General features: G+C 46.0%; 24 protein-coding genes. 11 read left to right on the top strand and 13 right to left on the bottom strand.

Annotation, left to right across the window (positions count from 1 at the left end):
* Positions 1 to 111 precede the first annotated feature (111 nt).
* Entirely contained in the window at positions 112 to 1,584 is a 1,473-nt protein-coding gene (ccoG, locus tag Q4Q50_RS07745; RefSeq protein WP_311889544.1) for a cytochrome c oxidase accessory protein CcoG, read from the bottom strand.
* A gap of 173 nt (positions 1,585 to 1,757) precedes the next feature.
* Positions 1,758 to 3,218 (bottom strand): sigma-54 interaction domain-containing protein, encoded by a 1,461-nt coding sequence (locus Q4Q50_RS07740; RefSeq protein WP_107946700.1) that lies wholly within the window; start codon positions 3,216 to 3,218, stop codon positions 1,758 to 1,760.
* 381 nt (positions 3,219 to 3,599) lie between these two features.
* On the opposite strand from Q4Q50_RS07740, the gene Q4Q50_RS07735 reads away from it, so the two are divergent.
* Positions 3,600 to 6,185 (top strand): TonB-dependent receptor plug domain-containing protein, encoded by a 2,586-nt coding sequence (locus Q4Q50_RS07735; protein ID WP_311899038.1) that lies wholly within the window; start codon positions 3,600 to 3,602, stop codon positions 6,183 to 6,185.
* 122 nt (positions 6,186 to 6,307) lie between these two features.
* On the opposite strand, the gene Q4Q50_RS07730 is transcribed toward Q4Q50_RS07735, so the two are convergent.
* Entirely contained in the window at positions 6,308 to 6,859 is a 552-nt protein-coding gene (locus Q4Q50_RS07730; RefSeq protein WP_220592193.1) for a thioredoxin family protein, read from the bottom strand.
* A gap of 235 nt (positions 6,860 to 7,094) precedes the next feature.
* On the opposite strand from Q4Q50_RS07730, the gene Q4Q50_RS07725 reads away from it, so the two are divergent.
* Positions 7,095 to 8,636, top strand: a complete 1,542-nt coding sequence (locus Q4Q50_RS07725) for a S10 family peptidase (RefSeq protein ID WP_311889543.1) — start codon at positions 7,095 to 7,097, stop codon at positions 8,634 to 8,636.
* Between the two features lie 134 nt (positions 8,637 to 8,770).
* Entirely contained in the window at positions 8,771 to 9,385 is a 615-nt protein-coding gene (locus tag Q4Q50_RS07720; protein WP_220777044.1) for a LysE family translocator, read from the top strand.
* Between the two features lie 89 nt (positions 9,386 to 9,474).
* Here Q4Q50_RS07720 and Q4Q50_RS07715 read toward each other — a convergent pair whose 3' ends face one another.
* Both Q4Q50_RS07715 and Q4Q50_RS07710 read right to left on the bottom strand, forming a co-directional pair.
* Positions 9,475 to 9,795, bottom strand: coding sequence for a DUF3144 domain-containing protein (locus Q4Q50_RS07715; protein WP_106649673.1), 321 nt, complete (start codon positions 9,793 to 9,795; stop codon positions 9,475 to 9,477).
* 72 nt (positions 9,796 to 9,867) lie between these two features.
* On the bottom strand, positions 9,868 to 10,431 hold the full coding sequence (locus Q4Q50_RS07710; RefSeq protein WP_006080520.1) for a pilus assembly FimT family protein: 564 nt from the start codon (positions 10,429 to 10,431) through the stop codon (positions 9,868 to 9,870).
* A 187-nt stretch (positions 10,432 to 10,618) separates the two neighbouring features.
* On the opposite strand from Q4Q50_RS07710, the gene ung reads away from it, so the two are divergent.
* Entirely contained in the window at positions 10,619 to 11,284 is a 666-nt protein-coding gene (gene ung, locus Q4Q50_RS07705) for a uracil-DNA glycosylase (protein ID WP_115335329.1), read from the top strand.
* A gap of 84 nt (positions 11,285 to 11,368) precedes the next feature.
* Here ung and ispB read toward each other — a convergent pair whose 3' ends face one another.
* Positions 11,369 to 12,340 carry an octaprenyl diphosphate synthase gene (ispB, locus tag Q4Q50_RS07700; RefSeq protein ID WP_037391117.1) on the bottom strand — a complete coding sequence of 324 codons (972 nt, stop codon included), beginning with the start codon at positions 12,338 to 12,340 and terminating at the stop codon, positions 11,369 to 11,371.
* 271 nt (positions 12,341 to 12,611) lie between these two features.
* On the opposite strand from ispB, the gene rplU reads away from it, so the two are divergent.
* The 7 genes from rplU to Q4Q50_RS07665 all read left to right on the top strand — a co-directional run bounded on the left by rplU (position 12,612) and on the right by Q4Q50_RS07665 (position 16,981).
* On the top strand, positions 12,612 to 12,923 hold the full coding sequence (rplU, locus tag Q4Q50_RS07695) for a 50S ribosomal protein L21 (protein WP_006080526.1): 312 nt from the start codon (positions 12,612 to 12,614) through the stop codon (positions 12,921 to 12,923).
* A 14-nt stretch (positions 12,924 to 12,937) separates the two neighbouring features.
* The gene (gene rpmA / locus Q4Q50_RS07690; RefSeq protein ID WP_006080527.1) at positions 12,938 to 13,192 is read left to right on the top strand and encodes a 50S ribosomal protein L27; all 255 of its coding nucleotides are present in this window, start codon (positions 12,938 to 12,940) and stop codon (positions 13,190 to 13,192) included.
* 214 nt (positions 13,193 to 13,406) lie between these two features.
* Complete coding sequence (gene cgtA / locus Q4Q50_RS07685) at positions 13,407 to 14,576, top strand: Obg family GTPase CgtA (RefSeq protein WP_106649677.1); 1,170 nt, start codon at positions 13,407 to 13,409, stop codon at positions 14,574 to 14,576.
* Between the two features lie 27 nt (positions 14,577 to 14,603).
* Positions 14,604 to 15,365, top strand: a complete 762-nt coding sequence (locus Q4Q50_RS07680; RefSeq protein WP_220777047.1) for a threonine/serine exporter family protein — start codon at positions 14,604 to 14,606, stop codon at positions 15,363 to 15,365.
* A complete protein-coding gene (locus Q4Q50_RS07675) occupies positions 15,362 to 15,835 on the top strand; it encodes a threonine/serine exporter family protein (protein WP_311898960.1) in 474 nt (157 codons plus the stop codon). The genes Q4Q50_RS07680 and Q4Q50_RS07675 overlap by 4 nt, the downstream gene beginning before the upstream one ends.
* Before the next feature lie 27 nt (positions 15,836 to 15,862).
* A complete protein-coding gene (folA, locus tag Q4Q50_RS07670) occupies positions 15,863 to 16,345 on the top strand; it encodes a type 3 dihydrofolate reductase (protein ID WP_006085830.1) in 483 nt (160 codons plus the stop codon).
* Between the two features lie 222 nt (positions 16,346 to 16,567).
* Positions 16,568 to 16,981 (top strand): DUF3718 domain-containing protein, encoded by a 414-nt coding sequence (locus Q4Q50_RS07665; RefSeq protein WP_006080534.1) that lies wholly within the window; start codon positions 16,568 to 16,570, stop codon positions 16,979 to 16,981.
* A 309-nt stretch (positions 16,982 to 17,290) separates the two neighbouring features.
* On the opposite strand, the gene Q4Q50_RS07660 is transcribed toward Q4Q50_RS07665, so the two are convergent.
* The 7 genes from Q4Q50_RS07660 to lptD form a co-directional block, all read right to left on the bottom strand.
* A complete protein-coding gene (locus Q4Q50_RS07660; RefSeq protein WP_259522828.1) occupies positions 17,291 to 19,312 on the bottom strand; it encodes a methyl-accepting chemotaxis protein in 2,022 nt (673 codons plus the stop codon).
* A gap of 96 nt (positions 19,313 to 19,408) precedes the next feature.
* Entirely contained in the window at positions 19,409 to 20,233 is an 825-nt protein-coding gene (locus Q4Q50_RS07655; protein WP_259522827.1) for a symmetrical bis(5'-nucleosyl)-tetraphosphatase, read from the bottom strand.
* A 21-nt stretch (positions 20,234 to 20,254) separates the two neighbouring features.
* Positions 20,255 to 20,635 carry a Co2+/Mg2+ efflux facilitator ApaG/CorD gene (gene apaG, locus Q4Q50_RS07650; RefSeq protein WP_311898959.1) on the bottom strand — a complete coding sequence of 127 codons (381 nt, stop codon included), beginning with the start codon at positions 20,633 to 20,635 and terminating at the stop codon, positions 20,255 to 20,257.
* A 48-nt stretch (positions 20,636 to 20,683) separates the two neighbouring features.
* Positions 20,684 to 21,490 (bottom strand): 16S rRNA (adenine(1518)-N(6)/adenine(1519)-N(6))-dimethyltransferase RsmA, encoded by an 807-nt coding sequence (gene rsmA, locus Q4Q50_RS07645; protein WP_028761527.1) that lies wholly within the window; start codon positions 21,488 to 21,490, stop codon positions 20,684 to 20,686.
* 15 nt (positions 21,491 to 21,505) lie between these two features.
* Positions 21,506 to 22,492, bottom strand: coding sequence for a 4-hydroxythreonine-4-phosphate dehydrogenase PdxA (gene pdxA / locus Q4Q50_RS07640; protein ID WP_311898958.1), 987 nt, complete (start codon positions 22,490 to 22,492; stop codon positions 21,506 to 21,508).
* 6 nt (positions 22,493 to 22,498) lie between these two features.
* Positions 22,499 to 23,803, bottom strand: a complete 1,305-nt coding sequence (gene surA / locus Q4Q50_RS07635) for a peptidylprolyl isomerase SurA (protein WP_311898957.1) — start codon at positions 23,801 to 23,803, stop codon at positions 22,499 to 22,501.
* Between the two features lie 242 nt (positions 23,804 to 24,045).
* On the bottom strand, positions 24,046 to 26,343 hold the full coding sequence (lptD, locus tag Q4Q50_RS07630; RefSeq protein WP_311898956.1) for an LPS assembly protein LptD: 2,298 nt from the start codon (positions 26,341 to 26,343) through the stop codon (positions 24,046 to 24,048).
* Between the last annotated feature and the right edge of the window lie 102 nt (positions 26,344 to 26,445).

Below are 26,445 nucleotides of genomic sequence, written 5' to 3'. Positions count from 1 at the left end.
TCTGTCTTTTGGGGATGAGTGTTTGATTTAGAACGGCGCTTAGGTTGATTCCCCAAGCGCCGATTTAGCGGTTAATGTAGACGGTTACCGATATTAACCGCTAAAAGAAGCCTAGGGACTGAAGAATCCAGTTTCTTGACTCACTTGCTGGCTTGGCTGCTTCACATCCGTCACCGAGAATTGGATCATTTTACGCCCCGAAGGGATGGCATCCTTATCGGCTAATACTGTTACTGGGTAGTCCACTTGCTCGCCCGCGGCCAAGGTAATAATAGGATCGGCAATCAAGCTAAAGGGCATTTCACTGTCGACGGCGAGTTGATACTGCTTAGTGTCCTGCGTTTTGTTGCGGATCTTCAGCTGATAGGTATTTTCAATCTTATTGTCAGCCGTTTCGCGGTACAGGCTCTGACGGTCTCGGATCACGTTAAGCTGGATCTCGCTGCGGCTATTTAAATCTAAACCTATCACTATCAGCATGATCACGACCGCTGCGCCATAGCCTAAGAATCGCGGCGAGCGCCAATAGGAGTAGTTGACTCCCTTAAGATCATTCTCACTCATGTAGCCGATAAGGTTCGGTTTATAATCGAATTTCAACATGGTTTCATTACAAGCATCGACACAGGCACCGCAGTTGATGCACTCATATTGCAAGCCGTTACGAATATCTATCCCTGTTGGGCAGACTTCGACACATAAATTACAGTCAACACAATCACCAAGATTACTCTCTCTGAGATTGGTTTCTTGCTTACGTTTACGCGGGCCGCGGGATTCACCGCGCTTGGCATCATAGGTCACGGTTTTAGTGTTGGCATCGAACATTACCGCTTGGAAACGTGAATAGGGGCAGCAATGTAGACACATTTGCTCACGCATCCAGCCCGCATTCAGATAAGTACAAATGGCGAAAAACCAGACCCAGCTAGTCACCCAAAAGCTGGCATTGCCCGTAAAAATGTCGATATAGAGTTCGCGGGCGGGTATGAAATAGCTGATAAAACCACAGCCAGTGAGCAGGGCGGCGAGACCCCAAAGTAAGTGCTTGGTGCTTCTTTTACCGATTTTGCTGCCAGACCAGGACGCTTTATCGAGTTGCTTGCGTTTGTTGCTGCTGCCTTCGATGCGCGTTTCTATCCACACATAGATAAAGGTCCACGCCGTTTGTGGGCAAAGATAACCGCACCAAACACGGCCCCAGAACACGGTAATAAAAAACAAACTAAAGGCCGCGGCGATAAAAATCCATGCAAGTAGGGTAAAGTCCTGTGGCCAGAGCGTGATGCCAAAGAAGAAAAACTGTTGCTGGCTGATATCTAACAATATCGCTTGGCGGCCATCGATGGAGATAAACGGTAGGGCGAAAAATAGCACGATCAGCAGGCTATTCATCATGGTTCGCAGGCGCTGAAAATCACCTTTCTGCTCACGAAAATGGATGTTGCCTGAGGGCGTATTGCTCCCTGTTGCAGTTTCGCTGGAGAGGATTTTAATCGGAATGTGCAGCTCGACTGAGGAAGGTTTCGCGCTCACACTTTTATTCACATTTGGAGAATTGGGGGTAACTTCGCTCTTGGGCATAAAAGGGTCCTAACGGCTTAAATAAGATTCGCCTCCCTATAGCAAGCGCTAGGCCAAGTTTTAACTGATTCAACCTTATGATATATATGGTTATTTTAATGCTTTGGTTAGATGTTGATCGCGATATATCACACATTGGCGATATATCGCGTTTTTTGCTTGTGTGATTTGAGTTATATTTCACTCGATTGACGTTGGATCCCCAGTTTTTTCATCCGCGATCTCAGTGTACTTGCGGGAACGCCTAGCACATTCGCCGCGCCGAGTGGGCCGGATATTCGCCAGTTTAAACGCTTAAGGGTTTGTTCTATATGCAAGGCTTCCGCTTCTGCTAAGGTTTGTCCTTGGGCCTGAGCTAAGGGGTTATTGCTCGGCATCGCATGGATCTGCAAAATATCGCCTTGGGAAAGAATGGCTTCGCGTTCGAGAATATTTTGCAACTCGCGCACATTGCCCGGCCATGTGTAAGCCATCAGTTTTTGTAACCCTTTTTGGCTCACGCCGCGGATTTTTTTACCTAACTTACGATTCAAATTATGCAGTATATGGCTGACGAGTTCGGGGATATCTTCAATCCTCGCACGCAGTGGCGGTACTTGAATTGGGAATACATTCAAGCGGTAATAGAGATCCATCCGAAATAATCCTTGCTCGACTCGCTTGAGTAAGTCGTGGTGACTGGCGGCGACCAAGCGAATATCCACTTGTATGGTTTCGCTGCCTCCGAGGCGTTCGAAGGATTGCTCTTGGATGACCCGCAGTAGTTTTGATTGGGCTTCTAAACTGAGTTCTGCCACTTCGTCGAGGAACAGTGTGCCTTGGTGAGCAAGTTCGAAGCGACCTTTACGGCGGCTGGTGGCACCGGTAAATGCGCCTTTTTCGTGACCAAAGAGTTCACTTTCTAACAAGGATGCCGAAAACGCGGCGCAGTTGACACTGATCATAGGTTTATCTTTGCGGCGACTGAGTTGATGTAAGTTACGGGCTACAAGTTCTTTGCCTGTGCCATTTTCACCACAAATGAGCACAGTACTGTCGGTATTGGCTACCATATGCAATTGCTGGATCATGTGGCGGATCACGCTACTGCCACCCGAAATATCCACATCACCCGTTTTGTCAGCTAGTTCTGCCTGTAGGTAATGATTCTCGGAGGCAAGTCGCTCCGAGAGCGCTTGCACTTGCGCCAACGCTTGACGTAATGACTGCTCCGTTTGCTTTTGGATACTAATGTCACGAAATATCGCGACTACGCCAATGAGTTCATTATCACGGTAAACGGGCGTAGAACTGTAATGCACGGGAAAGCTACTCCCATCTTTACGCCAGAACACATCATGGGTGATTTCGCGGGTAATGCCATCCTTTAATGTGTTGTAAATTGGGCAATCTTCTTGGGGATAATGGCTACCATCGGCATGGCTGTGATGATGACAGTTATGGATATTTTTGCCCAGTAACTCTTCATTTTTCCAACCTGTCATGCGTTCAGCCGCGGGATTGATAAACACCGCATTCCCGCTTAAATCAAATCCATAAATACCTTCACCGACAGCGTTAAGCAGTAACTGATTTTCAGGCAAGAAATGCTTATCGACTGATTTTTGATTATTGACCGAAATCTTATTTGTCATCTGCGGTACTCAAGCTTGGCTGGTATTGCCCGAGTATACCTTAAGTTGCATGTCGCGATATATCGTGTCTTTGATTGAGTTAGTGAGTATTTCCCACTTTATGGTGACTTATGGGTTTTACATTTTGGCGCCCTAAAGTGCATTTTACCTAACGACACACCTTAAAAAATATTCACTTATAACAAACTGATCTAAAAGAGAAATGACTAATATTCATTCAAAAGTCTGATTTAATATTGGATATTGTCTTATTTATGTTATAAAAATGTTCTTGTTATGTAAAAAATAACTTTGTATTGACCGTAGTTGCAAGGTTTAGGGATGAGAATCGCATAAAGCAGGTCAGGTATTCTAAAAAAATAATAAGCAGTTGGGATGAATATGATGACCTCAAAGAAGCAGAAGTTTGGATTAAGTGCAGTCAGTTTGGCGATTACATTAGCTTTGTCTGGTAGCTTCATTAGCCCGCAAGCCATGGCTGAGGAAGAAGACGCTGCTGTTAAAAATGAAGGCGTGGAAAAGATTGCGGTTGTTGGTTCACGTGCGGCACCACGCTCAATCGGCGATTCCCCCGTTCCAATTGATATTATTAGTAGTGACGACTTAAAAAAGAATGGTTCCACTGACATGATTGATATGTTGGTGACCTCAGTACCTTCGTTTAACTCTCGCGCTCAACCCATCAGTGATGCGGCAACCTTAGTACGTCCCGTTAACTTACGTGGTTTGCCTTCCGACAGTACCTTAGTGTTAGTCAATGGTAAGCGTCGTCACCGCGCAGCTGTGATTGCGTTCCAAGGCGGCGGCATTAACGATGGTGCTCAAGGTCCTGATATTTCGGTTATTCCTGGTTCTGCATTGAAGCAAGTCGAAGTGCTGCGCGACGGCGCTGCGGCGCAATACGGCTCTGATGCGATTGCTGGGGTAATGAACTTTGTCTTAAAAGATAATTCCGATGGTGGCTCCATCACAGTAACCCAAGGTGAATATTACGAGGGTGACGGTGCCACAACCACAGTCGAAGGCGATGTTGGTTTACCGCTGACAGATAATGGCTTCGTTAACTTAAGCTTCCAGTATAAAAATGCGGATGCAACCAGTCGAAGTGTGCAGCGTCCCGATGCGGCTAACTTAGCAGAGCAGGGTAATACTGCGATTAATGACCCCGCTCAAGTATGGGGTAATCCTGAAATCAATGATGACTACTCAGTGTTCATCAACTCAGGCTTAGACATTAATGCCAATATGCATGCCTATGCCTTTGGTAACCTGTCTTCCCGCGATGCTGTGGGGGGATTTTATTATCGTAATCCGCAGGACCGCAGTAATGTGTATACCCCTCCAGAAGGCGGTAACTTATTAGTCGGAGCTATAAATGGTGATCAATCGTCTTGCGTGCTAGTGCCAATTCCTAAAAATGCGGACGGTTCTGATGGCAACGTGTTAGATACAGACGCATACAAGGCGATGGTTGCCGATCCCAATTGTTTTGCCATGAACCAAATTTTCCCCGGTGGTTATACACCGCAGTTCACTGGGACCATTGAAGATATGTCTTTCTTCGCCGGTGTAAAGGGCGATATCGGCGAGTGGAATTACGATTTCAGCGCCGGTACCGGTAGTAACAAAGCCAGCTTCGGCCTTAAAAACTCGTTAAACCCATCATTGGGATTAGATACCCCAACTGATTTCGATACCGGTGCCTATGAGCAAGTTGAAACCACAGTTAACTTAGACTTCTCGCGTTTTATTACTATAGGCGGCATCGAAGACATTAGTTTTGCTTCTGGTTTTGAATGGCGTAATGAGTCGTTTGAGATTTTTCAAGGTGATGAAGCCTCTTGGATTGCCGGCCCCTATGCCGAGCAAGGCTTCAGCATCGGCTCGCATGGATTTAAAGGCTTTGGCCCAGAATCTGCGGGTAAAAATTCGCGCCACAATATTGGTATTTATACGGATTTAGAAGCCTATTTAAGTGATGACTGGTTACTCGGTTTAGCGCTGCGTTACGAAGACTTCTCTACCTTCGGCGATACGTTAAATTACAAGCTGACGGTGCAGTATTCTGCAACCGACGAATTGTCATTCCGCGCTTCACACAGTACGGGCTTTAGAGCGCCAACTGTGGGCCAAGAAAACGTCGTCAACACACAGACATCGATTATTGATGGTCAGTTGATCCAGACCTTTATTGCACCACCCACCGATCCACTTGCGGCATTTTATGGCGGGGAAGTGTTAAAGCCTGAAGAGTCAATAAGCTATGCGCTAGGTGCTGTCTATGAGTACGAAAACTTTTTCTTAACGGTCGATTATTACAACATTGGCGTTGAGGGCCGTATTGCGCAGTCGAGTAAGATTGATGTTGAAGCTAAAGACTATGATGCACTGCGTGCAGCGGGCGTTGAGTTCCCTGAGTTGATCCAAGGCGTGAGTTATTACACTAACGACTTTGATACTACCACTCAAGGTATCGATATCGTCGCCTCCTATGATGCGGAAATTCTGTCGGGTAATGCTAAATTTAGTCTTGCCTATGGTTGGACCGATACCAGCGTTGATAAATTCGATCCAGAAACCACTGATGAAGGTAAAGTTCGCCGTTTAGAAGATGGTATTCCAGCGCATCGTGCAACCTTAAGCTGGGCGCAGTCATGGGATCAATTAAGCATGTCACTGCGTGGTAACTACTTCGGTGAGTACTATGCGACTCATGCTGATGATACCTCTGATTGGGGTTCTGAAATGGCCGATGCTGCTGTCACCATAGATTTGGAAGTGAGCTATGAGTTATTTGATGGCTTAACGCTGGCGGTAGGGGCAAATAACCTATTCGACCAAAAAGCGCAAAAGCTGAAAGTGGGCGATGATTACGCTTATTCTCAACTTGGTGGCGTTTACTATGAAAGTGGGCCGTTCGATTACAACGGTGGCTTCTACTATGGCCGTGTAAATTACCGTTTTTAATGAGTAAGCCAATTTATAGAAGCGATTTCTAACCCACCTTTCAAGAAATTTGGCTTTTATAGATTTGAAGTGAAGTGAGCAAAAAGGCTGCAGTGCAGCCTTTTTTATTGGTTGATTTTTCGTTAGCTGCGATTCGTTTGTGCGGCAGCAAGGCCATTCAACACATCACTCATACTGAGTTTTGACGGCAAAAGAATGCCATTGGGTGCGCTTGGACCGTAGATTTTATTGTATGGCGTACCAGGTACACCTTCATGGCGCATATAGCTTTCAATCGTTTTGTTGGCCTCACTCCAGTTGCCTTGCATCAGGATAATGTTGTCTGCCATTAAGGCATTCACAATTTGTTCCCTGTGGGTAACTTCGGCTTTATTGGTTTGGCAAATGGTGCACCAATCTGAAGTAATATCGACAAATACGGTATAGCCTTGGGCAACCAGAGGCGCAATTTGCTCGGGTGCTAAGGTGTGCCATTGCAGTTTTTGATAGGCTTGATAATCCTCGCCTTTATGCACAAACCCAATAATCGCGCCAAGTCCTAAGGCGAAAAATCCCAGTACAAATATCACCGCCAGCGGTATGGTTTTTCCTTTTTGTCTTTGCCAAAGCAGCAGCAAGATAGCGCCGATTAATAGACAAAGAATGATAATACTGATCAGAGTAATAGTGCTCATAAAACTTCCTGCTGGAGAATGGCGTGCCTTTATTAAACATTGAGGCTTAGGAATACAGACTTAGATTCGTGCTTATCTTAGCGGTTAACGGCTTAAAGCAGCATGAATTTATGGGATTTCATTTGAGCTGCCCTTTGACGCATTCAGTTGCAATTGTGTTTTGCGCCTGCTGTGGAGTCTTTGTAAGCTGGGCAAGATGATAGTTACCGCTATAACAAAAATAAAAGGAAATAAGATGACACCTTTACCATCGTGTCGACGCTCGTCGGCTAGGCCGCTTTGGTCATTATTCGTGTTGCCGTTGATCGTATTCTGCTCGAGCCTGAGCTATGCCGAACCCGCCAAAAAGGCCGAAGATAAAGCCGACAAGCTTGTCCCTGAGGTGGTTAAAACCGAGCATAAGATGACGATTCAAGGGCAAAAAGTCAGTTATCAAGCGATCAGTGGCGAGACTATTTTAAAGGATGATAAAGACGAACCGCTGGCGAGTATTTTCTCTATTAGCTATTTACGTAACGATATTAAAGATAGCAGTACACGCCCAGTCACTTTTATCTTTAACGGCGGTCCGGGTTCGGCCTCGCTCTGGTTGCACATGGGCTTATTCGGTCCTAAACGTGTGGTGGTGCCGGATGCAAAGGACGATGGCGCAGCACCTTATCGCATTGAATCAAACGATTACTCTATGCTCGATGAGTCCGATCTCGTGTTCATCGATCCCGTAGGTACTGGCTTTAGCCGCGCTTTGGGCGATAAAAAAGGTGCGGATTTTTGGGGCGTGAAAGAAGATGCCCAGTCGATTGCCGAGTTCATTCGCCGCTGGTTGATTGAGCATAAACGTTGGAACTCCCCTAAATATTTGGCCGGCGAGAGTTACGGTACTACTCGCGCGGCAGCACTTGTGAATGAATTGCAGGGCGGTTGGACTGACATTTCGGTCAATGGAATTATGCTGATTTCATCCATTCTCGATTTTAGTCATGCCCGCTACCAGCCGGGTAACAACCTGCCATACATTGGTTTTTTACCGACCATGGCGGCAACGGCTTTTTACCATAATAAAGTCAGCGCTGCGGATAAAGCTTTAGGGCTGGAGGCTTTTATTGAGGAAGCGCGCCAGTTTGCGATCAAAGATTATGCCCTCGCGTTGTTGCAAGGCAGCCGCTTAACCCCCGATGCCTATCAAGCGGTACGTCAAAGTTTGGCGCGTTTTACGGGGTTAAGTGAGCACTATTTAGATCGTGTTAATTTGCGCGTGAGCGCCAGTCGATACACTAAGGAGCTGATCAGAGATCAAGCTTTGACGATAGGGCGGTTAGACAGCCGCTACACAGGTAAAGACTACGACAGTGGCGGCGATTCAACCGACGATGACCCATCAGGTTATGGGATTGATGGCGCTTATACGGCTGCCATGCATCAATATCTGTATGACGATTTGGGCGTGACCTTATCCCGTCCTTTCAATGTACTTTCCGTTGATGTGAACCGGAGTTGGAATTGGAATATCAGTGGTAAGCAGATGCACTATGTCAACGTTGCGCCTTATCTTGGTCAAGCGCAGCGTGAGAACAAAGATCTGCGGATTTTTGTCGGCAATGGTTACTTTGACTTTGCGACGCCATTTTTTGCCACCGAAAATACCTTTGCCGATAACGGCATAGATAATAGTCGTGTGAGTATGCATTACTATAAAGCGGGACACATGATGTACGTTGAGCCCGAATCCTTAACTCAGTTAGTGAAGGATATCCGTGCTTTTTATCAGCCTAAATAGCCGTTAATTTATCGACAAACGGATGGATTAGCGTTAACGCCTTAATGGCGCAATGCTAGAATAGCAAGCAAGTTTAAGGCCCCAGAGTTTAACTACATCAAAGGGGCCTTTTTATTCGGCGTAAGGTGTGTTCAATGAGTTTTAGTACTTGGTTAGGTTTATTGGCGATTTGTTGTTTGGGGGCTATGTCGCCGGGCCCAAGTTTAGCTATGGTGGTGCGCCATACCTTAGGCGGTGGACGGGGCAAGGGCATAGTGTGTGCGTGGGCACATTCGATAGGCATTGGGATTTATGCGTTGGTGACGTTACTCGGCTTAGCGGTTGTACTTAAAAAGGCGCCCTTAGTCTTTAATGGCATTGCGATTCTCGGTGCTTTGTATCTGGCTTGGATGGGAGTTCAGGCGCTGCGTTCCAAGGGCGGTATGCAAGCTAAATTGGCCGCAGGGGAGGCGACAGATACCTTGACCGCCGCCCGTGATGGTATCGCCATTTCCTTATTTAATCCTAAAATCATGCTGTTTTTCCTCGCGTTATTCAGCCAATTCGTGATGGTGGCCGACAGCATGACGGCTAAAGCTTTAATCGTTTTTACCCCTTTAGTGGTCGATGGACTTTGGTATACGCTTATCGCTTTATTGTTATCCCACTCAAGCGTGTTGCCTAAACTACGGGAAAAGGCAGGGTTAATTGATAAGTTGTCCGGCGTGGTGTTGATACTGCTGGCATTCCGCGTGGTATACACGCTTTAGTTATTGATTGCAGGTCATCTGTTTCAACAAACAAAAACGCCATCAATCGATGGCATTTTTTATGTTTTCGCTATGCATGAAAGGCGTGCTTAGCCTTTAAACATTTGCACTGAATTGTCGGTCTCTTCTGCCACCGCTTCTTGGAGAATTGGCGGATTCGCGATGTGATCGTCTAAGTTGTCACTCAGCATTTCTTTGAATTCACTGCTAAACCATTCTAATGCACTTTCTTTCTCGGCGCCGAGATCCGCTGATTTAATTGCGGCTTCGAAGGCGTTAAAACGTGCCGCGGCAAAACGGAGTGCTGTGCCCACTTTACCTACATCTGCTTCTTGTTGACTTAGCTGATTGGCTAAGGCAATAAACTGATCGGCAAGTTCGTAAATGGTGGTGTTGCTCGTGTCGGTCATGGCGTTCACTCTAAAAGTAACAGATTAAAGTTCGATTCTAACTTAATTGACGTAAGAAGGAATCGTCAGGCATTAACTATTGGGATCTGTGTCGGTAATGACGACTCCGGTTTGGGAGTCATAACTGATCGAGAGTTTGTCGTTTGTTCGATAGAAATAAGTGCACTGGCCAGGATTGGTATAACTGGCTTTGTAGTCGGTTTCTGTCGCATCAACATTTAAGCGCGAGACACTCGGTTGGGTATTTTGGAATAATACTTCCCATACCGAGATACAGTCTTCGACATTATCAAGCGACGGTGAGGCTTCATTACCAAAGATATAGTGCTGTGCAGGCCAGCCGAAGGCGTTAAAATCCACTTGTTCAGATTGCGCAGTGCCAAATACGGGTAAGTCTTCTTTTGGACCTGAGCCCACTTTTACCGCCCAAACGGAGCGGGCCAGATTAATGGCTGACTTAAAGCCACCGCCTGCGGCTTTGACTGTGGCGATTTGCGCATCTTGCTGCACATTGATAAATTTTGGCAGGGCCACTACCGCTAAAATACCGAGCACTATGATGACCACCACAAGCTCTATTAAGGTGAAACCCGTTTGATGTCGTTGTATCAATTTATCAGAATGTTGGATCATCATGGCGTATTAGACAGTGCGAGAATGGGCGCACTATAGCATTTAAATTCGAATGTTTTAAATTGAAAGTCTTAAAGCGAAACACTGCAAACATAGCCTTATCACTTATCGACAAGCATAACCTTCAAACTTGCCATTCTACTGCAGGGCTTTTAAGCTAACCCGATAATAGGATTGAGGAAGTAAAATCGTGACTCAGGCGACATGGCAAACATTTATCGATGAGCAAAGGGCTTTGCCTTATTTTCAGCAACTAAGTGCATTTGTAGACAATGAACGTAGGGCTGGGAAAGTGGTTTATCCCCCCGAAGCCGATGTTTTTAATGCTTTTACTATGACTCCGCTTGAAAAGGTTAAAGTGGTATTGATTGGCCAAGATCCCTATCACGGCCCAGATCAAGCCCATGGTTTATGCTTTTCGGTCAAACGCGGTATTAAACCGCCGCCTTCCTTAGCCAATATGTACAAGGAATTAGCGACAGATATTGATGGCTTTACCATTCCATCCCACGGGGATTTATCCGCATGGGCGGAGCAGGGGATATTAATGCTCAATACGGTGCTGACCGTTGAGCAAGGCAAGGCGCACTCCCATGCCAAAGCGGGTTGGGAAGTGTTTACGACTGCCGTGCTGGAATTATTAAATCGCCAGACTCAGCCGATTATCTTCGTGCTTTGGGGCAGTCATGCCATCAAAAAAGGTCAAGTGATTAACGCACCGCAACATCAAGTGCTTACTGGGCCGCATCCTTCACCTTTATCGGCCTATCGGGGTTTTTTTGGCTGTGGGCATTTTTCTCAAGTGAATCAATTATTACTTGAGCGGGGCGAGGCGCCGATCCGCTGGCAGGTTTAATCTTAGGGTTGCGGGTTTGAGGCAATAAAAAAGGTCTTACTGAGTAAGACCTTTTCTTTGGGCTAAAAATGAATTAGCGAGTAATCAATGATTACGGTCGACCGAAATCTTAGCTAGCGCAACTAAGGCTTGCTTGTAGTCGCTGTCGGGTAGAATCGATAATGCCTCGATGGCTTTCTCTGATTCTTCAATCGCTTTTTGCTGGGTGTAGTTTAACGCGCCGCAATGGTGCAGTGCTGCCACTATTTTATCTATGGCCTGTGTACCATCGCCTTGCTCAATTGCTTGACGTATGAGGTGTTTCTCTTCGTCTGTGCCATGGGCAATGGCATAGATGAGTGGCAGAGTTGGTTTACCTTCAGCAAGATCATCACCTATGTTCTTGCCTAGCTCATCACTGTCGGCGGTATAGTCGAGTAAATCGTCGGTAAGCTGGAAGGCGGTACCAAGGTATTTACCATAGTTACCTAAGGCGGTTTCTTGCTCTGGCGTCGCACCCGCTAACACACCCGCAAGCAGAGTGGCCGCTTCAAACAACTTAGCGGTTTTGCAATAAATGACCCGCATATAGCTTTCTTCTGTGGTGTCAGGATCGTTGCAATTCATCAGTTGTAAGACTTCGCCCTCGGCCAACACGTTCGTGGTATCCGCTAACACTCTGAGCACTTTCATGCTGTCGAGTTCAGTCATCATCTGGAATGAACGGGTATAAAGAAAATCCCCGACCAGCACGCTGGCGCTATTGCCGAACAGTGCGTTGGCGGTTTCTCGTCCGCGGCGCAATGTCGATTCATCAACTACATCATCGTGGAGCAATGAGGCCGTATGGATAAACTCAATAATCGCCGCTAGCTTAAGATGCGCTTCGCCTTCGTAGCTCACCGCACGCGCGGCTAATACCGACAGCAGAGGACGAAGACGTTTACCACCACCATTAATAATGTAAAAACCTAATTGATTAATTAGGGCGACATCTGATTCAAGCTGTTTATATATCAGCTGATTGACTGCTTGCATATCAGTGTCAGCCAGTTGACGAATAGCGTTTAAATCCATAGTAGACTCTGGTTGTGGGGTCATTACGTACCGGCCCCTGTTTAGGCTCACGTGTTATAATGAAATGAATTTTACCTAAAATTCTGACATATGACAGCACTAGCTCAACTAATGTGAGAGTTAATCCGGTCTTTTTTTATTCTTTCCTAATTAGGGCTTGCCAGAGTTATATTCTTCGCGTAAACTCCGCGCCCATTGTCAATAAAGTTTTTATAGCACCCTGCCTCATCCAAGAATGAGCCCGCGTGTTAGGAATTGGAGTAAAATAGCTATGTACGCTGTTTTTCAAAGTGGTGGTAAACAACACCGTGTAGCCGAAGGCCACACTGTTCGTTTAGAAAAGTTAGAAGTTGCAACTGGTGAAACTATCGAATTCGATCAAGTTCTTTTGATCGCTGATGGCGAAACAGTGCATGTTGGTGCTCCTTTAGTAGCTGGCGGTAAAGTCGTTGCTGAAGTTGTAAGTCACGGTCGTGGCGATAAAGTAACTATCGTTAAGTTCCGTCGTCGTAAGCATCACGACAAGAAAATGGGCCACCGTCAGTGGTTCACTGAAGTTAAAATTACTGCTATCAACGCATAATAGGAGTCTAACTCATGGCACATAAAAAAGCTGGCGGTTCTACTCGTAACGGCCGCGATTCAGAAAGTAAACGTCTAGGTGTTAAGCGCTTTGGCGGTGAATCAGTTCTAGCTGGTAACATTATCGTTCGTCAACGTGGTACTAAATTCCACGCTGGTGTAAACGTAGGTATTGGTCGTGACCATACTCTGTTTGCTCTGACTGACGGTAAAGTGAAATTCGAAGTTAAAGGCGCTAATAACCGTAAGTTTATTAGCATCGAAGCTTAATTTTCGAACCTAGCTTATACTGTTAAAGCCCCGCCATTGGTGGGGCTTTCTGTTTTTTGTGCTTCTATTTACGCCGTGTAGATGCTTGAGTTGGTAAATGATTACCAAGAATGAGCATTGACAGGTAAGATTGGGAGCAAAGTATCTCGAGTTTTTTGGCGACCAATGAAGTTAGACGGTATAATTGCTTCATTCAGTGGTGCCAGGAGTAAGTATGAAGTTTGTCGATGAGGCAGTAATTAGGGTCGAAGCAGGCGACGGCGGTAGCGGTTGTGTTAGCTTTAGGCGCGAAAAGTATGTACCTGATGGTGGTCCTGATGGTGGTGATGGTGGCGACGGCGGCAGTGTTTTCCTGCAAGCTGACGAAAACTTCAACACTTTGATCGAGTTCCGTTTTGAACGTTTTCACATGGCTGAACGTGGCGAAAATGGTCGTGGCCGTGATTGTACCGGTCACAGCGGTAAAGATCTGATCTTAAAAGTTCCTGTTGGTACTCGCGCGGTCGATCATGATACTGAAGAAGTCCTTGGGGATTTAACGACCCACGGTCAAAAGCTATTGGTTGCCAAAGGTGGTTTCCATGGTTTAGGTAACACCCGTTTTAAGAGCAGTACTAACCGTGCCCCACGTCAAAAGACGTTAGGAACACCTGGTGAAGTTCGTAGCCTTAAATTAGAGTTGTTACTGTTGGCTGACGTTGGTTTGCTTGGCATGCCTAACGCAGGTAAGTCGACATTCATTCGTGCTGTTTCCCGTGCAACGCCGAAAGTGGCTGATTATCCGTTTACAACACTAGTGCCTAACTTAGGTGTGGTTAATCCACGTCCTGGTCAAAGCTTTGTGATTGCGGATATTCCAGGTCTTATCGAAGGTGCTGCCGATGGTGCGGGTTTAGGTATTCGCTTCTTAAAGCATCTTGAGCGTTGTCGTATTCTACTGCACATCATCGATATTGAGCCGATTGACGGAACCGATCCGGTTGAGTCTGCGCGCGCTATTGTTGGTGAGCTTGAGAAATATTCTCCAAAGTTGGCGAGCAAGCCGCGTTGGTTAGTCTTTAACAAAACCGATTTGCTGCTCGAAGAAGAGCTGCAAGAAAAGGTTGACCGTATCGTTAAAGAAATGGGTTGGGAAGGTGACGTTTACACGATTTCTGCCTACAACCGCGACGGCACTAATGAGTTGGCATTAAAACTCCTCGATTATATTGCGAGCCTGCCACCAGAAGACAATGAGGTTGACCCAGATAGTGAAGTCGAGTTCAAGTGGGATAATTATCATCAAGCCAACCTTGATTCATTAAATGAAGACTATGTTGATGAAGATGATGACGACGACTTTGATGATGACGACTACGACGTAGAAGTTATTTACCAGAGATAATCTTAACGTCCTAATTTTGAGAGTTCAGTGTACGCAGATACTCAAAATGATATTACTCGGCAAGTTGTGCGTGCTGCACAATTGCTACTGGCCTACGGCGCAGAATCTGATTTAGTTGAAGAAATCAGCCAGCGTCTAGGTCAGGCTTTAGGCCTTGCCAGCGTAGAACTCTCCATTTCCTCCAATTCCCTCGTATTAACCAGTTTGGTTCATGGTCGATGCATCACTACGACTCGTCGCATTCGTGAGCATGGCATTAATATGACCATAGTTTGTGAATTGCAACGCATCTGTTTATTAGCTGAAAAAGGGCTGTATGGCCCCAATGAAGTGCGTAAACGTTTGGCGCGGATTGAGCCTAAAAGCTATCCTCCAAGCTTAGTTGTCTTCATGATTGGCCTGTCTTGTGCTAGTTTTTGTCACCTGTTTAATGGTGATCTTATCTCGTGTGTGATTACCTTTTTTGCCGCAGCAGTGGGTATGTCAGTACGTTTAGCGATTGCTAAACGGCATTTTAATTTATTGATTAACTTTGCCGTCACCGCTTTTGTCACCAGCATGTTGGCTCAAACGGGCTATGTGTTTGAATTGAGTGAAACCCCTAAGGCAGCAATGGCAGCGAGTGTGCTAATGCTAGTGCCTGGTTTTCCGATGATCAATGCGATATCGGATATGGTGAAAGGGCATATGAATGTCGGCATTTCCCGTTGGGGCCATGCGACCTTATTGACCGTTTCTTCGGTCATAGGGATTACGATCGCGATGCAGATCGGCGGGATTTTCCTATGATGGAATTACTGATAACGCTGCTGCACGATGCTTTTTTCTCAGCAATCCCCGCCGTAGGATTTGCTATGGTGTTTAATGTTCCTAAACGATTTCTTGCCTATTGCGCTATAGCGGGAGCCATTGGTCATAGCTCGCGCACCTTAATGCTACAGTTTGGTTTACCAATTGAGTGGGCCACCTTTGCCGCGGCTGCTATCGTCGGGATTATTACCATAGGGTTTGGAAAACGCCACTTAGCCCCCCCTTTAATGTATGCTGTCGCCGCCATTATTCCTATGATCCCAGGTACTTATGCTTTTAATACTGTCATTGCCTTAGTGCAATTGACTGCCCAGTCGCAGGTGAGTCCTGAGCTGACGGCACAAGTGATTAGTAATGGCCTCAAAACCGTCTTTATTCTCGGGGCGTTAGCTGTGGGGCTAGCCATGCCGAGCTTGCTGTATTTCAGAACCCGCCCCGTCATTCAATAATTCTATTTCAATAAAACAGGAGTGAGCATGCGCATTGCTATGATAGCCGCGATGGCAAACAATCGAGTCATAGGGAAAGAGAATAAAATGCCATGGCATCTTCCTGAAGATTTACGTCACTTTAAAGCCATGACTTTAGGTAAGCCTGTGGTGATGGGGCGTAAGACCTTTGAGTCCATTGGTAGACCCCTTCCTGGTCGACATAATATAGTGATTTCACGTCAAACGGATCTCGTCATTGAGGGCGTGACTTGTGTGACCTCTTTTGATGCAGCCAAACAAGCCGCCGGCGAGTGTGAAGAGTTAGTGGTGATTGGTGGCGGACAGCTTTATGCCGAGTTATTACCTTACGCAGATACCTTATATTTGACGCAAATCAAGCTAGAGGTTGAGGGCGATACATTTTTCCCCCATTGGGATGACGGAACTTGGAAAGAAACGGAATCTTTGTCTAGTATAAATGCGGATGGTTTGGAATATCGCTTTATCAATTTGGTAAAAAAATGTTAAATTGCAGCCTCTGTTGTGTACCCTGTGTGTATGGGGCGTCAGTTTATCTAACGTATTGCATCATATCGGACATTTAGTTTTCACGGAAAGAAGAGATAGCCGATTTCGTTATCCTAGATTTCGAACGAGAGCTAAAGCCAAGAGGTCAATACCCTTGAGAGACGAGATGCAGCCCATACAAAATTGATAATAAAACTATAAGAAAGTATTAAGGAGTATCGGATGCGTCTTATGCCTGTAGCCTTGGCTGCGTTAATTGGATTTAGCTATATCACTGTACCAACCCCTGCTGTTGCGGGCGTTGATCCACTTGTCGCGAGTATTTGCGATTACGTCAAAGCTAACGATAAAAACCGCTTACGTAAAAAATTAAAAGAAAGCCGCGTTAAGCTACGTCAGATTTACAGTGGCATCAGTTGCGATGGCGCAAGTCTATTGCGTACCGCTTACGGCGCGAGTGCTAATGATGCCGGTGAGTTTGTGGCTAAACGTTTGTCAGTGACGGAACTGAGTGTCGCTGAAGCGGATGGTATGACTATCCAAGCTTGGGCTGAAGCAAACGGTCATGGTGATAGCCCTATCACTGCTGCAGTGAAAGAGCGTCTTGGCGCTGCTGCGGGCGGCGAAGAAGAGTAATCGCTGAGCTGGACTCGTTGCACCGAACTAGCGGCACTTTAGCTCTATTTGCAGCTTAGTAATATTAAGTGACGAGTATTAAGCAATGGGTTTAAGCCATTAGCGTTAAGAGTCTAGTATTAAGCGCTTTGCATTAAACATCTTGCCTTGAATCAGAAAAAATGCCGAACTTAAGTTCGGCATTTTTTATGGCCCTAATTTGCACTAAGTCGGTCAGACCGAGTGATTGGTATGATAGGGAAAGTAAATTTGGCGCAAAAAAAGGGCCGCTAAGCGACCCTTGGTTTAGAAGATTTTAGCAATTAACATTTAGACTCTAAATTCGCCGACTGAGGCTTGAAGCTCTTCGGCTAGTTTGGCGACTTGATGGCTAGACTGAGCCGTTTGATCTGCGCCGATAGCCGTTTCTTCCGAAATGGCAGCAATATGCTCCAGTTTCTCAGACACTTGCTGACTCACTAAATTCTGCTCTTGAGCAGCATGGGCGATATGAGTGCCTGAGTCATAGGCCTTATGCACAGACTGGCTAATGGTTTCGAGGGCAATGTTGGCTTGCTCAGTTTTTTCAACACAGGCATTTGCCTGAGCACGTCCCATATCCATGGCGGCAACGGCTTGCTCTGCACCTTGTTGCAACACTTCGATCATCTGTTGGATCTCTCGGGTCGATACTTGAGTACGTGAGGCTAAGCTACGGACTTCATCGGCAACTACCGCAAAACCACGACCTTGTTCACCGGCTCTAGCAGCTTCAATGGCGGCGTTAAGGGCGAGTAGGTTAGTCTGCTCTGCAATGCCACGGATCACATCCAAAATTGAGCCAATTGAGGCGCTATCAGACTGCACTTTATTGATCACAACGCCTGCCTTGGCGACTTCATCGGCTAAAGCCAAAATAGTCAGTTTGTTCTCTTCGGCAATGGCGCGCATATGCTGAGTTTCTTGGTCGGCTTGCTTGATTTGCTCAAGGGCTTGATCGGCACTTAACGACACTTGTTGCGCGCTAGAGCTCAGTTCTGTGGTTGCAGTGGCCACTTGGTCCACTTGGCTTTTTTGTTCTTGAATACCTGAGGTGGTTTGCGCTGTGATTGCTGACGTTTGTTCAGCTGCCGCGGCCAGTTGGTTCGACCTATCCAAGATACCGATAATCAAACTGCGTAAGCTATCGACGAGACGGTTGCAGTTTTTCGCTAGCTCCGCAAATTCATCGTGTCCAGAGTCATCCAGCTTATGGGTAAGGTTGCCTGAGGCTAAGACGTTAAGGGCATTGTTCACTTGGCTGAGTGAGCGTTTGAGCGGGTTCACTACAGCAAAACTCACAATGACAGCGACAACAATGGCAACTAACACCACAATCATTGTTTGTATGCTAGCAGAGTCAATCTTAGCTATGGTGTCGTTGCTCATGTTTGCGGCAACAAGTTCGATGTTATTACTCACATCATCCATGTTGGAATTAATAACTTTCACGTCTTTTTCGATAATAGCGAGTTTGAGCACAGCTTCTTTAGCATGGGAAAGCTGGCTCGATTTCAGCTGCAACATAGATTGCGGGCCGGTAACGAGCGCTAAAACTTTTTCAATATCTTTAGTGACTGAACTTAAGGTATCCGCATCGACGATACCTTGACCGTGACGATTCACATATTCAAGTTTGTTCTTGGTTTCGCTGATAATGTAGTCAAGTTCTTTAGAGATCAGTTCGTGCTTACTGTCTTCTTCATTGGTCACTAAGTCTGCGATAGTGGTGATGATATTCCCGAGGCTAGTATCAATCGCGCTGGCTGACGCGGCCAGACTTTGCTCATCGGGATTTTGACTGCTTTCTAAATCAACAATATCGAGCAGTTCCGATGAGGCATCATCGGCGGCATTTTCGAGTTTTTTCTTTAGATTAACTAACTGTTCTTGCTTGCTTAATGAAGCTTCACGTTCGGCGATCATGGCAAGGCTGTCTTGCTCAAAGGTTGAGAAGCTACCGCTTAATTGACTGATTAAGGAGGAGAGCGCTGGCTGACTTTTCACTAATTGAGTGACATTGGCTATTTCGTTTTTGAACTGAGTGCCATGATCATCGAACACTTTACGAATACTGGGAATATTGGCCGATTTAGGCGTGTGATAAGCAATCAGGATTTGTCTTTGTTGCTCGCTCAAGGTTTCACTGAGGTGAGTGGTCGACTTAAGCGCTGGCAAGCTTAATTCTTGCATCATCGCCGAGCTGGCTTTTAGGCTGTTGTTGGTGAGGTAGGATGTAAATCCCAGCACCACGAGCAAAAGCGTGACAATACCAAAACCGCCAATCACTCTGGTGGCTACGTTAAATTTCATAGGATACTCCGATTTTTATTATATTTTTCCAAATGAAAACAGGGCGATTTCAGGGTTAGGCGGCTCAGTCTGTTATCGACTTTAAGCTGTTTTAGTTTAACTCTTTTTTAACTTTTTTTGGGTAATTTTTTGGTCTTTTTCAAGATGCCATAGGGTTAAGTGTTCACCCCAGCAACAACCTGTATCTAAAGCCTTTAATTTAGTATCGCCGATATTGCCCATCAGTGCTGCCCAATGGCCGAAAACCAAGGTGTGACTCTGGCGCAGGGGCGAAGCAAACTCAAACCAAGGTTTGAGTTGTGGATTAGTACAGTTTTCAGGAGGTTGTTTACAGTCAAAATCGAGTCGGCCATCGACATAGAGGTAGCGCATGCGTGTTAATGCGTTGATGCAGTAACGTAGGCGCTCTATGCCAATTGCACTTGGGTCCCATTGTTCGGCACTATCCGAATACATTTGGGCTATCAGTGCCTCAAGATAATCATCTTGTTTGAGTGCGCAACTGACGAGTGCGGCTTCTTCTCTTAATACTTCAAGCGACCACTGCGGTGGTACACCCGCATGACTCATGATGAGTTGGTGCTCGGGTAATTCACGCATTAGGGGTTGCTGTCTCAGCCAGTCAATTGAGGCTGAAATATCGGGCGATTCAAGAATTTCAGTTAAATTATCGCTGGGCTTAGCGCGTTTGAGCTTGCCGTGTAACGCCATTAAGTGGAGATCGTGATTGCCTAAAACCGTTTTAGCGGAATCACCTAAAGAACGAAAAAAGCGCAGTGTAGCTAAGGAATCTGGTCCGCGAGCAACAAGATCACCTACAGCCCAGAGTTCATCACGGGAGGGATTAAAATCGACCTTAGCGAGTAATTTTTGTAATTCAGCGAAACAGCCTTGAATATCACCAACAAAATAATGCGCCACAGTACCCCTTTCCTAACGATATTAATGTAGTAAGCCTGGGGTCGCTAAACGGAAGGGACGGATCGTCGCTTGGAAATGCTCACCCGATTCGCTGACCATACCATAAGTGCCATGCATTATGCCAAGGGGTGTATCGAGCACTGTGCCACTGGTGTATTGATAGGCGGCATTTGGCGCTATGGTTGGTGTTTCACCGACAACTCCGGCGCCTTGGACTTCACTGGTATTGCCATTGGCATCTGTGATTATCCAGTGACGGGTTTCGAGTTTAGCCGCCTGCTCACCTAAATTGATGATAGTGATGGTATAGCTGAAGAGGTATTTTTCATCCTCGGGCGAGGACTGCTGCTCTATATATTCAGTTTTAACTTCAACCCGAATGGAGGTGTCCAATGCGCTCATTCTTGTTCCTAGGCTCTGGTTAAAGGGCACCTAAGTGCCCAGACATATTTATGCTTTCTTATCGCAAACCATGTTAGCCATAGCAACATACTGTTGCACGCTAATCTGCTCTGGGCGTTGACTTGAGTCAATCCCTAATTGCTCGAACTCATCGTCAGATAACATGTGCTTTAAGTTATTACGCAGAGTCTTACGACGCATGTTGAACGCCGTAGTACAAAGGTGACGTAGTACGGTCACATCTTTGCAAGGGAACGGCTTTACAGCGTATGGCAATAACCGTACGACTGCTGAGTCCACTTTAGGCGCAGGGGTAAAGCTGTGGGGCGGCACTTCGAGAACCGGAACCACTTGGCAGAAGTATTGTGCCATGACAGTTAAACGGCCATAGGCTTTACAGCCTGGGCTTGCCGATAAACGCAGTACCACTTCTTTTTGTAGCATAAAGTGCATGGTTTCAATCTGTTCGGCAAATTCGAACAGGTGGAACATCAGCGGCGTTGAAATGTTGTAAGGTAAGTTACCGAACACTTTCATTTTTTTGCCAGGCACACTCAGTTGGCCAAAATCAAACTGCAGTGCATCACCTTGGTGAATAGTCAGTTTATTTTTAAGGACTGGGTGTTGATGTAAGCGTTCAACCAGATCGCGGTCGAGTTCGACGACAGTCAGATTATCCACAGCATCGGCTACAGGTTCAGTTAAGGCACCAAGGCCAGGGCCGATTTCGACCATCACATGGTGATTATCGGGTGCAATTGCACCCACAATGCGGTCAATCACATTGCCGTCGGTAAGGAAGTTTTGTCCGAATCGCTTTCTGGCCGTGTGGCCTAAATGTACTTTGTTGCTCATTAATAATGTAATCGTTTAGTTCTTTGAGGATAACTCAATGGCTTTATTCAGAGCACAGACAAAACTGCCAATATCGGCCTTGCCTGTACCCGCGAGATCGAGCGCCGTACCGTGGTCAACCGAGGTACGAATATAAGGTAAACCTAAGGTGATGTTTACCGATTTGCCAAATCCTTGTGACTTGAGAACGGGAAGTCCTTGGTCATGGTACATGGCCAAGACGACATCGGCGTCCTGTAAATATTTAGGTTGGAACAGGGTGTCGGCCGGTAATGGGCCGACAATATTCATCTGGAACTCTTCTCGCAACTCGTTGAGTGCAGGAATAATCACGTCGATTTCTTCATGCCCTAAATGGCCGTCTTCACCTGCGTGTGGATTGAGACCACAGACATAAATTTTCGGTGAAACTATGCCAAATTTACTGATGAGATCAGCATGTAGAATCTTGATAATATGCTGTAAGCGTTGGCGTGTTATGGCTTTTGCAACATAGGCCAGAGGAATATGGGTGGTCACGAGTGCCACTTGCAAACCCGGCGTTGCCAGCATCATCACTACATCGGGGCAATTTGCTTGATGGGCAAAAAACTCAGTATGGCCACTAAAGGAAATACCTGCTTGATTGATAATGCCTTTATGCACTGGGCCTGTCACGACAGCATCAAACTCGCCGCTCATGTTTTTCTCGCCCGCATAACGCAAGGTTTCAACTACATAAGTGCTGTTTTGCTCATCGAGCTGACCGCAAATCGATTCGCTCACCAACTTAAAGGGCGCTATGGTTAATGTGCCCGCTTCTTGTGGCTTAGGAGCTTGATTTGGCTGGTAAGGGCGGAAAGTCACTTGCAAACCGAGTCGTTTCGCACGGCTCGCAAGTAATTCTGGATCCGCACAAACGACTAACTCAGCAGACCAAGCCTGCTGAGCGAGTTGTACGACTAAATCGGGGCCAATACCTGCGGGTTCGCCTGGGGTAACGGCAATACGTTTAGTGCTCAATTAGAATTAACCTCGATTGGTCTCTGGCTGGAAGATTTCAATGTATGCGTCTGAACGCATTTCGTCTAGCCAGTTTTGCAGTTCTTCGTTAAATTTGCGACGGAAGATCAACTGGTGCGCACGGTTGCTATTGAACTGATCCGTGGCGTCGGTTTTTCTGCGTTCTTCTAACTGAGTGATATGCCAACCGTGAGTCGTACGGAATGGCTCACTAATTTGGTCGTTTTTCAAACTGTTGAGCGTTTGAGCAAACTCAGGTACGTAAATGCTTGGTTCTGCCCAACCTAATTCACCACCTTTTGTGGCCGAACCAGGGTCTTCTGAGTACTGACGCGCTAGGTCTTCAAACTTAGCTTCACCTGAGCGGATTTGCTTCAGGAATTGCTCAAGCATGGCTTTAGCGCGGTCTTCTGACAGGATCGGCGATGGCTTGAGCAAAATGTGGCGCGCTCTAACTTCTTCGATTTCTTTGGTTTGTAGGCCGCGAGCATCCATGATCTTAATAATATGGAAACCTGCGCCACTCTTAATCGGGCCGATAATGTCACCCGTTTTCGCACCGTTGATCACTTCGGCGAACAGGGTTGGCATTTCGTTGATGTTCATGTAGTCCCAAATACCGCCTTCGAGTGCTTTAGGGCCCGAAGAAGATGCGATAGCGGTACGACGGAAATCTTCACCACTCTTTAAACGCTCCAAAACGATATTGGCACGTTTGCTCGAGGATTCCAGTTGTTCACTGGTAGGATTATTTGGCACGTCAATCAGGATGTGGCCAATTTGGTATTCCACATCTTTCATCCCTTGTTCTTGGATGAGTTTGACTAGGCTAGTAATTTCCTGTGGTGACACTTGGATACGACGTTGTACTTGAATACGTTGAATTTCACCTAAGGTGATTTCTTCGCGCAACTGCTCGCGGTATTGGCTGAAGCTTAACCCTTCGCTTTCAATTTTCTGTTGCATCTGCGCCACAGATATTTTTTGTTCGCGTGCGATGTTTTCAATCGCTTGGTCTAATTGTAAGTCACCAATATGCAGGCCAATACGATCTGCCATTTGCAGTTGTAAACGGGTCAAGATCAAACGTTCAATCACCTGAGTACGCAGGGCACTGTCAGAAGGTAACGATTGGTTTGCCGTTTTGGCATTGGCTTTAACAGTGTCAATCATGTTAGTGATTTCACTTTCGAGCACTATGCCGTCGTTAATTTGGACAGCAACGCGGTCGAGCGGCTGAGGTGCGGCCAATGTAGGTTGGCTGATAGCGAGTGCAAATAAAGCAAAAATCAGATGTTTACTGGGTTTCATCCACAAAATCCTTGGCACGTTCTAAGGTCAGGTTCGACGGCTTAATTGAAATAACTTTACCATTTATATCGAAATTACAGCGAGTTGCCCTAATGTAATTTTTTGGCGATGCATTTGAGTGCATGGTTAAACCTTAAGATCCGCTTTTATTAGCGTTAGCAAAAGGCAAACGATAAAGCACTCATTAACCTGTTTGGACTCTCAGTCCTTGTTGAGGTTCAGCAATCTATCACAATTCTTTGCTAATTCCTCAGATAAAGCGGTTTTCTGTAGTTAAACAGGCCGTCATTGAGCATGTCGGTTACGCCTAATGGGCCAGAACCACCGAGTCCTTTAATGACTAAATTCAGGTAGAAGCCGCTTTCAAACTGCTCACGCGAGTCGATAGCAGAAGAGCCTATGTTGTCGTCATAGTTAGTTTTAATGCGGTAGTGATAACTAAATCGCACCGCATAACAACATGATTCGTATTGAATACCTGTGTAGGTTTCAATGCTGCGGCTTTCGTTTAAGTCATAATACCAATTACCCACGAAGTAGAGATCGTCACTGATGGGCCAAGCGCCACGAACACCCGCTTGGGAGATGTTCACAGTATCATTGGTATTGGAGTTCAATAAATCGGGGACGTAGCGATAGCTAAATTGCAGCAATTTGTTCGCTTCGGGTCTGAAATCTAAGGTGACTTCTGTTTTTTTATTTTCACTGGTGTTGGTGTCGTATTGAATCGCCGCACCCATATACCAATCATTCGTCAAACGGGTATCTAACTCGGCAGCGAGTACAGATGTCGATTGATTTGATTCAAAAATATTGTCTTCGTAGCCGACTTTACTGTCTTGCAGGTAAAAAATTTGCCCTAGGCTGAATTTAGTCGCCTCTTGGTTATGACTATCAAAGATACGCGTGGTAACACCTAGTGTGACTTGGTTCGCATCGGAAATACGATCTAGCCCCGAGAAACGGCGATCACGGAATAGACCAAAATAGTCATCCTGTAATTGGGCCGTATCATAAATTCCTATGCTGCGTTGGTCTTCGTAGCCAACATAAAGATATTGGAATTGCGGTTCCAGCGTTTGGCGATAGTTTTCATCGAAAAGCTCAGTAAAACGCTCGAAGTTAATCTGACCATTAATCCGTACCTGCGGAATGGTACGGCTTACTGTGTCGTCTAGTTCTTCATTAGGATTGTTATTCTGTTGCCAATAATTAGTCTGCATTAACTTCACTTGGCTGGTGAGCGAACCCGAAGGCCCGTGAATTGGCAGGGTCACGCTCGGCGCCATATGTAAACGCGTCGCTGTGTTCACATCATTATCTTGATGGGAAAAATTCGTCAGTTCTGAATTAAAGCCAAAATCTAAATTGTTCCAGAAATCGGCGGCGCGATAGTTAAAGTTGACCTGAGGCATCACCTGATACGGTTTTTCATCTTCACCGAGTACTTTAATATCTTGGACTCTGGTGCTGATATCCCAGTTACTTTCGAAGTAGCTGATTTCACCTATGCGCGACAATTGGTTGTCGGTAGCACGGTTAACATCCGACTTTAAGTCATTGAAATAGTTGTTGTCTGACACGTCGGTAAAATTAGCTAATACCCGCCAATTCTTGTCGATTGACCCTTGATGTTGCCAGTTATACAGGTAGCGATTAGGGCTGCCACTGATCAATTGATCGTTGCCTAGATATTCAAAATTGACTCGACCTTTTTGAGCCTCGCCTGCTAAATAACCAAACTCAGTCTTAGTGAATAAACCACGGTTAGACATATAGTTAGGTGTAAAGGTTAAATCATATTCAGGGGCAATGTTCCAGTAATAGGGCGCAGAAAATTCGACGCCATTGGTGGTACTGGTGCTAAAGCTGGGGTAGAGGAAACCCGACTTACGTTTATCAGAAACCGGCACTGTCATGTAGGGAATGTAGAATACAGGCACGCCGCCGACTCTTAACTTGGCATTCCAAATTTCGCCCCATTCTTCTTCACTGTTAATCTTGATTTTCTCGGCTTCGAGCAGCCAAGAGACATTGTCGGGTGGACAAGTGGTAAAGTTAGTATTGGTTAAAATTAAATTGTTATTGATGGTAATTTGCAGCTTTTCTGCATCGCCATGGACCTGTTGTCCATGCAGCCAATATTGCGCCCCTTTAAGGGTGGCACGATTGGAGCGCATTTGGGCTTGTAGTGACTCGGCGGTAACAGTGAAGTTACTGTCTTGGAAGACTAAATTACCATTGGCATCAAACTGTTCGGTCGCTTGATCTAAAATCGCCTCATCGGCCGCTATGTGTCTATCGCCTTGGCTAAAAAGCACATCACCACGGAAAATCGCCTGTTTGCCCATTTCGGCATTGGTATTATCAGACGTGATACGAATTTTGTTGAGTTCAGCCGCACTCATCCCTTGGGTTTGAGATACGATACGGGGTACTGGCGGTTCGATTAAGCATTGAGATGCCGAAGCGGTTGGAGAGTCGTCTGCCAGGACTATTTGCGGTAACAGGCTCAGGGCCAGAAGGTATCGGATCTGCATCTTTAGGTCAGTAATTATGATTTCTTATTCTGGACAAGTATGGATGGGGAAAGTTGCAATTTACAAACGCAACACCGCTTAATAAATCTCTCAATTTCTTAG

Origin of the sequence: Shewanella scandinavica, assembly GCF_031932065.1 — a bacterium.
GTDB classification, from domain to species: domain Bacteria; phylum Pseudomonadota; class Gammaproteobacteria; order Enterobacterales; family Shewanellaceae; genus Shewanella; species Shewanella baltica.
This window is presented reverse-complemented; position numbering and strand designations above follow the sequence as displayed.